This is a genomic window from Streptomyces sp. HSS9-12 (assembly GCF_054963655.1).
Genome location: NZ_JBUEGC010000017.1, coordinates 64,033 through 75,923, shown reverse-complemented (window position 1 = coordinate 75,923; position 11,891 = coordinate 64,033). Strand labels below are relative to the sequence as shown.

The 11,891-nt window shown below is 69.0% G+C and carries 11 protein-coding genes, 1 pseudogene and 1 riboswitch; of the genes and pseudogenes, 6 read left to right on the top strand and 6 right to left on the bottom strand.

Going from position 1 to position 11,891, the window contains the following annotated elements; genetic code table 11:
* Positions 1-305 precede the first annotated feature (305 nt).
* The 3 genes from ACY34J_RS11785 to ACY34J_RS11775 all read left to right on the top strand — a co-directional run bounded on the left by ACY34J_RS11785 (position 306) and on the right by ACY34J_RS11775 (position 3,799).
* The gene (locus ACY34J_RS11785; RefSeq protein ID WP_462726416.1) at positions 306-1,655 is read left to right on the top strand and encodes a transaminase; all 1,350 of its coding nucleotides are present in this window, start codon (positions 306-308) and stop codon (positions 1,653-1,655) included.
* Positions 1,656-1,674: 19 nt separating this feature from the next.
* On the top strand, positions 1,675-2,115 hold the full coding sequence (locus tag ACY34J_RS11780; protein ID WP_462726417.1) for an Lrp/AsnC family transcriptional regulator: 441 nt from the start codon (positions 1,675-1,677) through the stop codon (positions 2,113-2,115).
* Between the two features lie 457 nt (positions 2,116-2,572).
* Positions 2,573-3,799 (top strand): cytochrome P450 family protein, encoded by a 1,227-nt coding sequence (locus ACY34J_RS11775; RefSeq protein ID WP_462726418.1) that lies wholly within the window; start codon positions 2,573-2,575, stop codon positions 3,797-3,799.
* Between the two features lie 31 nt (positions 3,800-3,830).
* Here ACY34J_RS11775 and ACY34J_RS11770 read toward each other — a convergent pair.
* The 3 genes and pseudogenes from ACY34J_RS11770 to ACY34J_RS11760 form a co-directional block, all read right to left on the bottom strand.
* Positions 3,831-4,085, bottom strand: a pseudogene (locus ACY34J_RS11770) (sigma factor); the annotation flags it as partial.
* 122 nt (positions 4,086-4,207) lie between these two features.
* Positions 4,208-4,972, bottom strand: coding sequence for a CbtA family protein (locus ACY34J_RS11765; protein WP_462726419.1), 765 nt, complete (start codon positions 4,970-4,972; stop codon positions 4,208-4,210).
* 14 nt (positions 4,973-4,986) lie between these two features.
* Entirely contained in the window at positions 4,987-5,205 is a 219-nt protein-coding gene (locus ACY34J_RS11760) for a CbtB domain-containing protein (protein ID WP_462726420.1), read from the bottom strand.
* A 35-nt stretch (positions 5,206-5,240) separates the two neighbouring features.
* Positions 5,241-5,394, bottom strand: a riboswitch (cobalamin riboswitch).
* Positions 5,395-5,506: 112 nt separating this feature from the next.
* Here ACY34J_RS11760 and ACY34J_RS11755 point away from each other — a divergent pair.
* From ACY34J_RS11755 to ACY34J_RS11745, 3 genes are all read left to right on the top strand, one after another.
* Complete coding sequence (locus ACY34J_RS11755; RefSeq protein ID WP_462726421.1) at positions 5,507-6,082, top strand: histidine phosphatase family protein; 576 nt, start codon at positions 5,507-5,509, stop codon at positions 6,080-6,082.
* Positions 6,083-6,457: 375 nt separating this feature from the next.
* Entirely contained in the window at positions 6,458-8,797 is a 2,340-nt protein-coding gene (locus ACY34J_RS11750; protein WP_462726422.1) for a molybdopterin cofactor-binding domain-containing protein, read from the top strand.
* Between the two features lie 8 nt (positions 8,798-8,805).
* Positions 8,806-9,282, top strand: a complete 477-nt coding sequence (locus tag ACY34J_RS11745; protein WP_462726423.1) for a (2Fe-2S)-binding protein — start codon at positions 8,806-8,808, stop codon at positions 9,280-9,282.
* A 115-nt stretch (positions 9,283-9,397) separates the two neighbouring features.
* Here ACY34J_RS11745 and ACY34J_RS11740 read toward each other — a convergent pair whose 3' ends face one another.
* From ACY34J_RS11740 to ACY34J_RS11730, 3 genes are read right to left on the bottom strand one after another with little or no spacing between them, the layout of a single operon-like run.
* On the bottom strand, positions 9,398-9,832 hold the full coding sequence (locus ACY34J_RS11740; protein WP_462726424.1) for an NUDIX hydrolase: 435 nt from the start codon (positions 9,830-9,832) through the stop codon (positions 9,398-9,400).
* Entirely contained in the window at positions 9,829-10,953 is a 1,125-nt protein-coding gene (locus ACY34J_RS11735) for a vWA domain-containing protein (RefSeq protein WP_462726425.1), read from the bottom strand. Before ACY34J_RS11735 ends, ACY34J_RS11740 begins: the two co-directional genes overlap by 4 nt.
* Complete coding sequence (locus tag ACY34J_RS11730; protein WP_462726426.1) at positions 10,946-11,854, bottom strand: AAA family ATPase; 909 nt, start codon at positions 11,852-11,854, stop codon at positions 10,946-10,948. The genes ACY34J_RS11735 and ACY34J_RS11730 overlap by 8 nt, the downstream gene beginning before the upstream one ends.
* Positions 11,855-11,891: the final 37 nt, after the last annotated feature.

Here is an 11,891-nt window from a genome sequence, read left to right as displayed (position 1 = left end):
CTCGGCGGAGGGCCGGCCATGGACATCGGCGAGCTGTGGGGCTCGGAGATCTTTCACGCGCGCTCCTTGCAGCTCCTGGTGTGGGGGTGAAGCGAGCATGACAGCCGGCCAGAGGCGCTGACAATGTGCCGACAGGCACGAACTCGGCCCACCGGGCGCCCGTCCCAAAAGACGACCGGACCCTACGGCGGCCCTACACTGACGCTCGATCCGAGCGCCATGACGATCGAATCAAGCGTTGAATTGTTCTCTTCCACGAGATTCTGCTGTACGGTCATCGCCATCAGTCGTAGGGGAGGTACTTCGTGGACCGCAGCCGACTCCGGCACCTCCTGGCCCGGGAGATCACCGAAAGTGCAACGCGCAACCCTCGCTCGCAGGCCGCCTACGAGCGCGCGGAGCACCTGTTCGGACGCGTGCCGATGACCTGGATGAACAAGAACGCTGCCGCCTTTCCGCTCTACCTGGAGGGAGCGCGCGGCGCTCGGGTCCGGGACATCGATGGGCATGAGTACATCGACTTCTGCCTCGGCGACACCGGCGCCATGGCCGGGCACTCCCCCGCTCCGGTGGCCGAGGCGGTGGACCGTCGTTACCGTGCCTCGGGCGGCGCCACCGCCATGCTGCCGACCGAGGACGCCGAGTGGGTGGGCGCCGAGTTGGCCCGCCGTTTCGGTCTGCCCCGCTGGTCCTTCTCCCTCACCGCGACCGACGCCAACCGCTGGGCCATCCGGCTCGCACGGGCCGTCACCGGCCGCTCCAAGATCCTGGTGAACAGCTACTGCTACCACGGCAGCGTGGACGAATCCCTGATCGTGGTCGGCGCGGACGGCCACGGTGCCAGCCGGCCCGGCAATGTGGGCGCGCCCTGCGACGTCACGCTGACCAGCCGGGTCGCCGAGTTCAACGACCTGCCGGGTCTGGAGCGCGAGTTGGCCCATGGCGACGTGGCCGCGGTGCTGATGGAGCCGGCCCTCACCAACATCGGCATCGTGCTGCCGGAGCCCGGCTATCTCGAGGGCGTCCGCGAGCTGACGAGGCGTTACGGCACCCTGCTGATCAACGATGAGACGCACACCTTCTCGGCGGGTCCCGGCGGCTGCACCGGCGCGTGGAACCTGCGGCCGGACATCCTCACCCTCGGCAAGGCCATCGGCGGCGGCATCCCCGCCGGCGCGTACGGCCTTTCGGAGGAGCTGGCCGACCGGCTGCTGCGTCGCAGCGACCTGGACCTGGTGGACATGGGAGGGGTGGGCGGCACCCTGGCCGGCAACGCCCTCTCCGTCGCGGCCATGCGCGCCACTTTGGAGCACGTCCTCACCGACAACGCCTTCGCCGCCATGTGCGCTCTCTCCGAGCGCTTCGAGCAGGGCGTGCGCAAGAGCATCGAGGCATACGGACTGCCCTGGTCGGTGAGCCGCCTCGGGGCCCGCACCGAGTACCGCTTCGCCTCGCCCCCGCCCCGCACCGGCACCGAGTCCGCGCACAGCGCCGACGCCGAGCTGGAAGACTTTCTGCACCTGTGGATGGCCAATCGGGGCGTGCTGATGACCCCGTTCCACAACATGGCACTGATGTGCCCGGACACCACCGAGGCCGACGTGGATGTACACACCGCCCTCTTCGATGAGGCCCTGGCGGAACTGACCGGCTGAGGCGGGGGACACTGCGCGCGTGGACGACATCGACCGGGCCATCCTGCGGGAACTGCAGGCCGACGGCCGTATCCCCTATGCCGACCTCGGCCCCAAGGTGGGGCTCTCCCCCTCGGCCGCCCGGCAGCGACTGCAGCGGCTGATCGACACCAAGGTGGTGCAGGTCGTCGGGGTCACCGACCCGATGGCCATGGGCGGGCAGGCCATGGCACTGCTGGGCATCGCCGTGGACGGCGACGCCCGCGCGGTGGCGGACGAACTCTCCCGTCACGAAGAGGTCATCTACGTGGTGCTCACCTCCGGCACTTTCGACCTCTTCGCCGAGGTCGTCTGCCAGCGCCCGTCCGAGCTCCTGGACTTCATCAACGACGTCGTCCGCCCCATCGACGACGTGGCGAAGGTGGAGAACTTCCCGTACTTCGGCATCCACACCCACCGCTTCATGTGGGATGTGGGCTGAGCCGGGACCACCGGTCAGGTACCTCCGCCTCCGGCGAACTTGCCCTTCTCCAGCGCAGCTTGGGGCCGCCGCCGGACCTGGCTGCTGGCCGGCGGTCCAGCCCGTTTCGCGTTCATGCCCCGACCGGTGGCTCCGGAACGGCTGCGCTGGACACCGGCGCAGGCGGCGGCATTCCAGCGACACAACGCCCAGGCCTTCGCCGACCAGTTTGGCCGACCTGCTCGAGCCGCTGCCGGACACGGGCATGCGGCACGGTGAGGCGCTGGGCCTGCACTTGTGCACAGGGTCGGGTTGCGCCCCCGCTCTGGCGAGGACGGTCAAAGCCGCCGCAGGCCGCCCGCGAGCCCCGGGTCAGACCGTCGGGACGACAGGATTTGCACCTGCACCCCCTTGCCGCGTGCAGGGTGGCCGAACTTCACCTCGGCGCCCCCCGCCTCGACGACGTAACGTTGGGGGTATGGAGAGCGAGCCGATCGTTCTGCCGTATACGGACCCTGCCTTCCTCCTGGATCCGTTCCCGTTCTACCGGCGATTGTGCGAGGACGGCCCCGTGTGTCGTGCCGTGCTCGCCGGCGGGGTGGAAGCCTGGCTGATCACCGGCTACGAGGACGGGCTCGCGGCGCTGTCGGACCCCAGGCTGAGCAACGACATCCGGGACGCCGCCGACACCCGGCTCCTTGAGCGGCTGCCCTCGACGGAGCGGGAGTCCTTTCTGCGGAACATGCTCCGCGTCGATCCGCCCGACCACACCCGGCTGCGCCGTCTGGTCTCCAAGGGCTTCACCGCCCGCCGCGTGGCCGAGCTGCGTCCACGCGTACAGGAGATCACTGACGCCTTGCTCGACGCGGTCCTGCCGATCGGCCGCGCCGATCTCATCGCGGACTTCGCGCTGCCGCTTCCGGTCACCGTGATCAGTGAACTGCTGGGCGTGCCTGTGCAGGACCGGCACGACTTCCACCGGTGGACCGACGCCATGATCCCCCGGCAGGCCGAACCGCCCGACCCGGCCGTGATCGACAACGCCTGGCAGCAGATGCGGAGCTATCTGAAGGGGCTTCTGGAGGCCAAACGGGCCCGGCCCGGGGACGACCTGCTCAGCGCGCTGGTCACCGCCCGGGACGAGGAGCAGCGGCTGGACGACCACGAGCTGATCGCCATGGCGTTCCTGCTGCTGGTCGCTGGGTACATCACCACGGTCAACCTGATCGGCAGCGGCATCGCCGCGCTGCTCGCCCACCCCGAGCAGCTGGAGCTGCTCCGGGCGGACCCGGGGCTGCTGCCGGACGCGATCGAGGAGTTCCTCCGCTACGACGGGCCGGTGAACCCCGGCATCGCCCGGTTCGCCCGCGAGGACGTCGACATCGCCGGGGTGAACATCCCGCGCGGGGCGACCGTACTGATCGCCACCGCCATCGCGGACCGCGACCCGGCACGCTTCCCGGACCCCGACCGCCTGGACATCGCCCGGCGGGACAGCTCCCACCTGGCGTTCGGGCACGGCATCCATTACTGCCTGGGCGCGCCCCTGGCCCGGCTGGAGGGACAGATCGCCATCGGCACCGTCCTGCGCCGGCTTCCCGGTCTCGCCCTGGCCGTGCCGCCCGGCACGCTGCTCCGACGGCCCTCCGTACTGCGCGGCCCGGAGCACCTGCCCGTCACGTTCACCCCGCTCGCCCCGAGCTGAGCCGGCCCTGCGCGGTTCCAGAACTGACTCAGCGTCTTCGCGTCTCGTCGCTGCGCAGCTGGTCCATGAGGCGGCGGGAGGCGACCTTGATCAGCCACCCGCGAGGATTGTCCGGGAGGCCCTTCTCTGGCCATTGCCGGGCGGCCGCGAGCAGCGCCTCTTGTACGGAGTCCTCGGCGAGGCCGAAGTGCCCGTCGCGGCGTACCAGCGCGCCGAGGACCCGCGGCGCATGCAGACGCAGCAGTCCTCGACCTCGGTCGTACGTCTCACGGCAGCACCTCGCCATCGACGAGAACAGCAGCACCTTCGTGCCCTACCCGGCGCTGCCCTGACATCCGCCGCGCGCACAACGAAAGGAAGGGTCCGCCGGGTAGCTAGCTACCCGGCGGACCCTTCCGTATGGCTGCCTCAGTTGGCTGCGGGTGCTACCTCCACAGCCACCGGCTGGCTGCCGGCGGTTTCGCTACGAGGCTGAAGGACCCGCTCCGCGAGGTGGCCGAACAGCACCCCGAAGGAGGCCCACAGGGTGAGCTGGATGGCCAGGGCCGCGAGGCGGAACTGCCACAGCAGCGTCGCCGAGAAGTCGTGCGGCACCTCGTTGATCGTCGGCAGGAACGCGTAGGCCAGACCGACAGCGAGGACGAACCCCGCCCCGGCCACCACCGTGGCGTACCAGGTGCCCAGTCGCGGCGCGAGGCGCTTGCCCAGGATGACGGCCGCGACCGCCAGCAGCACGCTGAGGGCCATCATCAGGAAGTACAGCGTGGTGCGCTTGCCGATGGTGTCGGGGTCGCCGACCGACGGCGGGTTGGCCGGGTACTTCAGGAACGGCACCAGGTAGACCGCGACCAGGGCGGCGGCCGACAGCAGGGCGGCGGTCGCGCGCGGACTGAAGCGGCCGATCCGGCCCAGGGCGAAGCAGAACGCCAGGGCCGCGATGCCGCCCAGCGCCACGCCGTAGATGAGCACGCCGGTGGCCAGTCCAGCGGTGGACTGCATGGTGCGGCTCACCAGCTCCGCGCCGTGTTCGTGGGAGTGTCCCTCCTCGTACGCGATGGCGGCGTCCACGTGCGGTTCGCCGAGCAGATAGGCGACGACGAGGGCGAGCAGCCCGGCGGCGAGGCCGGCGAGCATGCCGCGCACCAGGAGAGATCTGACGGTGATGGAGTTCACGTTCGGGGCCCCTGTCAGTGGCAGGGGAAACCGAGCAGGTGGCGGCCGTCGTGCACCCACTCGTGCACGTTCTCGCCGGAGAGCAGCGCCGTCGCGCCCTGCTCGGCACCGACGAAGTACAGCAGGATCAGCATCAGGATGCCGAAGAAGGCCGCCCAGGGCAGGATCACCCGGATCGGCAGCGTGGCCGGAGCGGCGGGGGCAAGAGTCGGCGGGGCGACGGACTGCGCCATGGCAGGACCTCCCGGGGAACGCGCGTCCCATGTCGTTGGAGCTCGGAACGACGGCAGCGGGTCTGACTCACCCAGCGATCACCACCCCGGGGCGGGGTCGGCTCCTGCCGGGCTTACAGTGGCGCGACCGTGCCGGATTCCCACCGGCTTCCGTTTGCCGTCGTCAATATCGTCGCGACGGTATCGCGAATGGGCGATCCGGCCAAGGGGCGCGCGGGCCGCACAGGGGTGCACACCATTCCGCATGTGTGCCCCCAAGGCCCGGTACTCATCGGCTGGTTGGCCCAGGGAGGAGTGGCGTGTGACCACTCGGGTGATGTTGATCTCACCAGCGGTGAGTGCTGCTCTGCGGCAGGCGCGCTTCGACGACGGCTGCTCCCTGGACGCCGCGGGGCTGCGGCGCGCTCGGTTCGCCGCCGAAAGCGTGCCGGCTGCGGACCGCGTAGCCATCTCCCCCACCGCACGCTGCGGGGAGACCGCCACCGGTCTCGGCCTGGACGCGGTGCCGCGGCCCGAGTTGGCCGGGCTTGCGATGGGCCGGTGGAGCGGCATGACCCTGGAGGAGGTCACCGCCGCCGAGCCCGAGGCGGTGAAGGCCTGGCTTACGGACCCGGCGTGCGCACCGCACGGCGGGGAGTCGCTGTTCGAACTGTGCGACCGGGTGGGCGGCTGGCTGAAGAGGGAGGCCAGTGAGCCGGGGCGGGTGGTCGCCGTCGTCGAGGTCGATGTCGTACGGGCGGCGGTCGTACGGGCGCTGGATCTGCCCGTGCAGGCGTTCTGGCGGATCGACGTACCACCGCTGGCCGCCGTGGAGTTGAGCGGGCGCGCCGGGCGATGGAACCTGCGGGCCGGACGGCCGCTGGGCGACGGCGGGTAGGCTGGGGAACGCAGTCGGTTCGCCCCCGCCCTCCCCCGGCCTTCGGCATGGGGGACCCCAGCGGGAGCGTCCTAATCCCGATCCGCGGTGTGCGCCCATCGCCGGTAGCCGATACGAAGCGACGGCCACCGGCACATCGTTCCCCGATGCAATGGAAGCCGCTCATGCGTTTGGATCGCTCCGAGTTTGAACAGTCAACTCTAGGAACCCGGCAGTCACTCCCATCAATGGCGGAGGCGGTTGCTGAGTCCAAGCGGGCTGCCCGACGACAGTCCGTTGACCGGCGAGAAGTGGCTTCCGGTCCGTAACCCCCCGTGCTGACCGGTACGGCGGCCCTCGCCGCGAAGCTGTTCGAATTTGTCGAGAGGACAGGTGATGGGAGCCCACGAGGGTCCGCAGCAGTCGGAGGAGGCAGCCGCCCCCCGCGAGGTGGGACGGCGGCGATTCCTGGGATACGTGGTGGCAGCTTCGACACTGACGGTGGCAGCGCAGTTGGGGGAAACGGCTGTGGCACCCTCACATGCTGCGGCGGCTGTCCCGTCGCCTTCCCAGCCGTCCGAGCTGTACGACCTCAACGACATGCTCACGGATGCCGCGCGGCCCACGTCCAACCTGATCAGCATTCAGGTGCACACCGATGGCACCGCCTCGTTCGCGCTGCCGCGCGCCGAGGTGGGTCAGGGCATCACCACCTCCAGCGCGATGCTGATCGCGGAAGAGCTGGACCTGCCCCTGGACAAGATCCGCATCACGCTCGCCGATGCGCGTCCGGAGCTGCTGTTCAACCAGCTCACCGGCGGGTCGAACACCACCATCTCCACCTACACCCCGATCCGCGTCGCGGCGGCCACTGCCAGGCACCGGCTGCTGGAGGCCGCGGCCGCGGAGTTCGGCGAGCCGGTATCGGCGCTGACCAGCCGCGCAGGGATGATCACCTCAGAGAGCGGCAAGAGCGCGACCTACGGCTCGCTGGCGGAGAAGGCCGCGAGCCCGCAGACCGTGCAGGTGTCCGTCACTCTCAAACCGCAGTCGCACTTCTCGGTCATCGGCACAGCACAGAGCCGGATCGACGCGCTCGAAAGCGTCACGGGCCGTAAGCAGTTCGCCATGGACCTGGACATACCCGGCGCAAAGCCGACCATGGTGTGCCGGCCGCCTACGATCAACGGCACGGTGCGGTCGGTACAGAACCTGGCAGCGGTACGGGCGATGCCGGGCATCACCGATGTCGCGAGCGTCTCCACCGGCGTAGCGGTACGGGGAAAGACCTTCGGGCAGTGCATCGACGCGGTGCGGGCATTGCAGGTGACCTGGGGCCCCGGCACCGAGGACGGAGCGTCCGATGCCACCGTGCTGCGGGAACTGAAGGAAGCCGAGCTTCCGTTCGCGGTACCGAAGCTGGGACTGCTGACGAAGGCCGTGGAGGGCACCTTCACGTTTCAGTTCGCCAGCAACAGCGCATTGGAGCCGAACTGCGCGGTGGCCGACGTCAGGCCCGACCGGGCCGAGATCTGGGCCGCGCTGAAGTCGCCGATCGTGGCCCAGCAGGCGATCGCGGAGAAGCTCGGGTTGCCGCCGACCGCGGTCACGGTACATGTCACCGAGGGCGGCGGGTCGTTCGGACGCAAGCTGTTCTTCGACGCAGCACAGGAAGCGGCCGAGATCTCACAGACCATGGGCAAGCCGGTCAAACTCATGTGGCATCGCACCGACGATTTCCGGCAGGGTCGCACGCACCCGATGTCCACGAGCCGAGTGCGTGCCACGTACACGGGGAGCGAGGTGCTCGCGCTCGAGCAGCGGCACACCTCCGTGGCCACGGACTTCGGCCACGGCCTCGGCGAGATCATCACCGCCATGGCCGCGAAGCTGCCCGTAGGCGACATCGGCTTCTCCGAAACGGTATTCGAACTCACCCAGCAGACGCCCTACAACTTCGGCACCACCACCCAGCTGCTGAGCGAGGTGGACAAGGGGTTCAACACCGGCAGCATGCGCAACATCTACTCACCCAACGTCAGATGCGCGCAGGAGCTCATCGTCGACCAGCTCGCCAACGCGATGGGCAAGGACCCCTACCGGTTCCGCCGGGAGTTCCTCAAGGACGACCGCGCACGTGCCGTGCTCGACAAGGTCGCGCAGATCGGCGGCTGGGGACGGGCGATGCCGGCCGGGACCGCGCAGGGCATCGCGATCCACCCCGAGTACCACGCCGTCGTCGCGGTGCTCGTCGAGATCGACTGCCGTTCGGACACGACCGGCCGTAAGGTCCATGACGCCTACACCGGACCGCGGGTCACCAAGGTCGTCTGCGCCGTGGACGTCGGTCTCGCCGTCAATCCACGCGGCCTGGAGGCCCAGATGATGGGCGGGATCATGGATGGCATCGCCATCACCCTCAGCTCCAGCCTGCACCTCAAGGACGGACACTTCCTCGAGGGCAGCTGGGACAACTACTTCTACACCCGCCAGTGGAACACGCCCCCCGAGCTGCGGATCGTGGTGATGCCGCCGACCACCGGCAAGCCCGGCGGGGCAGGGGAGCTGGCCGTCGCCGGGGCGATGGCGGCCGTCGCCTGCGCGTACGGCCGGGCCACCGGATCAATGCCGACCCGATTCCCGATCAACCATGACGGCCCGCTCGGCTTCGAGCCGCTGCCGACCGTTCCCCCGATTCCCGCCTCCCCCACTGACGGCCTGACCCGCGCCTACTAGGAGCAACCGTGCCCCAACACACCTTCATCCTCAACGGCAAGCAGGTCACGGCGGACGTCGAGGGCGACGTGCGGCTGCTGTGGGTGCTGCGCGACGTCCTGGGTGTCACCGGCCCCAAGTACGGTTGCGGGCTGGGCGTTTGTCAGGCCTGCACCAGCCACATCAACGGCAAGGCGTTCAACCCCTGCTCGGTACAGGTCAAGGACATCCAGCCCACCGACGAGATCACCACCATCGAGGGCCTGCCCGCCACTGTCGGCAAGGACCTGCACCCCATGCAGGAGGCCTGGCTCGAACACGACGTCGCGCAGTGTGGTTACTGCCAGCCCGGGCAGATCATGGCCGCCGTCGCCAGGGTCAAGCAGGCCCGGGCGGCGGGCCACGAGATCGGCGAGGCCGACCTCGACGAGATCCGCAACATGTGCCGCTGTGGCACCTACCACCGCATCCGCGAAGCCATCATGGCGGGCGCGAAAAGGTTTTAGGCCGACCACCTGCGGCGCGACGATCAGACCGGAGCGCGCTTGGAGCCAGATGCATCCACTGCCGCAGCAGCGTCAATCGGGGGCCTGCCCGGCACAGATGCCCTGGGAGGTGGGGTCAGAGGAGAAAGCCGGATCGGACCAGGAGAGGGACCACGTGGTTCTGTACCGCAGGAGCGAGCATTGGTGCGTGCTCGTCGCTGCCGTTGATCCATCGCAGGTCAGCCAGTTCGGCGGCCGGCCGAGGGACCTGGTCGATCTCGGCCCTGAAAACCGTCATACGCATCGGCACGCCTTCGAGTGCGGCGACATCCTCAACGTCGAGCAACATGGTGAGACTGGTGGGGGCCACGCCGAGCTCTTCATCGAGTTCACGGATGAGTGTCTCCTCGGCGCTCTCCCCCGCCTCCGGTTTGCCACCAGGTAGATAGAAGACGTTCGGAGCGGCCTTCTTGCTGACCACGAGCAGCCGGCCCTGCTCTACGATCGCCGCTGCCACCACCGTGATGGTCGATGGCCGCTGACCACCGTCGGTCGCGACGTCCTTGTTCACATCCTCAGCCCCGCATTTCTGTCAGACATGGATCGGTCAGACATGGATCGGTTGCCGAGCGCTCCTGCCAAACCCTCGGCCAAGCCGGCGAGGTTGTGTCCGCTGGAGAAGACATCGATATGGGGCAGTGCGGCCTGCATTCCGCGTACGAGCGGCTCGTACGCCGGGTCCTCCTTGAGGGGGTTGAGCCAAACGACTCGGTGGGCGAGGCGGGACAGCCGCAGCATCTGCTGTCCGAGCAGCTCCGGGTCACCGAACTCGAGCCCGTCCGAGCAGATGACCACCGCCGCCCCTCGGGCGAGACCGCCGTGGCCGTACCCGTCGAGGAAGCACTTGAGGGAGCCGCCGATGCGCGTGCCACCGTCCCAGTCGACGACTTCGTCGGCGGCCCGTCGTAGCGCTTCGTCCGGCATGCCCTGCGCCAGCTCGCGGGTCACTCGCGTGAGCCGGGTACCGAAGCAGAACACCTCCCATTCCCGCTGCGCTCGCACTCCCGCGTGGGCAAAGAAGAGCAGCGCACGGGAGTAGGCCGCCATCGAACCGGAAACGTCGAGGAGGAGGATGACCCTGCGTGGGCGGAGCCTGCGCACACGCCACGCCCGGCGTACCGGCTCGGCCCCGGTACGGAAGGAGGCCCGCAGAGTGCGATGGAAGTCGGGCACCCCCCTGCGGGCGGCTCGATAGCGCCGGGAACGACGGGGGATCACCGGCAGGCGAGCGCCGACCGCGAACAACGCCTGGAGCTCCTCCTCGGTGCAGTCGGCGAATGATTTCTTCCTCAGCAGCTCGACGTAACTGGCCATGGAAACCTGCTGGTCGGCGTCCTCGTCGGATGGGTCGGCCAGCCCCGCGGTGTGTGCGGTCCGCATGACGGCTGGAGCCTCCGGCGGCGGTTCGGGCATGAACACCGACTCATGGTCGGCGAAGAAGCTCCGGAACACGCGTTCGTAGACCGCGATCTCCTCCCGATCGCTGACCAGCGTGGCCAAGCCGGCCCAGTAGAGCTCTCCAAGTTCGGCCGCGGCGCGGCAGAAGTCGATGATCTGGCCGCTGCCCACCGGCAGGCCCTCTGTACGCAGCACCCTGCAGAATCGGGTGGCGAGCTCTACCGGGTCACTCACCGACGAGCTCGTGCAGTCGCGGTTCGACCAGGCGCATGTCGTCCTGGTTCTTGATCGCCCAGCCGAGCGTCAGGCGGCCCTCCTCACTGGTGACGGCCTCAGCTCCCAGCAGCGCAAGCGCATTGGCCCAGTCGATCGCCTCCGCGCTGCCCGGCCGCTTGATCAGGTCGAGCTCGCGCAGCCGCGCAATGGCGGTGACGACCGAGCGGGCCAGCGGTTCCGATACATTGGGGGCCCGCAGCCGCACGATCTCCACCTCCCTCTCGAGCTCGGGGAACTCGATCCACTGATACATGCACCGCCGTTTGAGCGCGTCGTGCAGCTCCCTGGTGCGGTTGGACGTGAGGATCACCGCGGGCGGTGACACCGCCCGGATCGTGCCCAGTTCCGGCACCGTCACGGTGAAGTCGGAGAGCACCTCGAGCAGAAAGGCCTCGAACTCGTCGTCGGCCCGATCGATTTCGTCGATCAACAGCACGGCCTGCTTCTCGGCCCGAATGGCTTGGAGCAACGGTCGGGCGAGGAGGAAGTCCGGGCCGTACAGCTGCCGTACCCGGTCCGCGGCATCGATCTCCCCGTCCTGCAGGGCGCGGGCGAACAGCAACTGGCGTCCGTAGTCCCACTCGTAGAGCGCCTGCGAGGCGTCGATGCCCTCGTAGCACTGCAGGCGAATAAGCTCGGTATCGAGGACACCGGCGAGTGTCTTGGCGATTTCCGTCTTACCGACTCCGGCCTCACCCTCGAGCAGCAGGGGCCGGCCCATCTTGAGGGAGAGCAGGATCGCGGTAGCCAACCCACGCCCCGCCAGGTAGTTACGGCCGCGCAGGACGTGCTGCACTTCGTCGACGGTGTCGAACGGAAGGCCGGACGGCCCGCCGCCCTGGTGCTGGTCGATGCTCATCGCTGCTCCTCCGGCTGATGCCGGGGTTGCCGTGGTC

Coding starts and splice junctions, on each gene's coding strand:
- ACY34J_RS11730 (WP_462726426.1), bottom strand. CDS start 11,854: ATGAGCATCGACCAGCACCAGGGCGGCGGGCCGTCCGGCCTTCCGTTC.
- ACY34J_RS11750 (WP_462726422.1), top strand. CDS start 6,458: ATGGGAGCCCACGAGGGTCCGCAGCAGTCGGAGGAGGCAGCCGCCCCC.
- ACY34J_RS11760 (WP_462726420.1), bottom strand. CDS start 5,205: ATGGCGCAGTCCGTCGCCCCGCCGACTCTTGCCCCCGCCGCTCCGGCC.
- ACY34J_RS11775 (WP_462726418.1), top strand. CDS start 2,573: ATGGAGAGCGAGCCGATCGTTCTGCCGTATACGGACCCTGCCTTCCTC.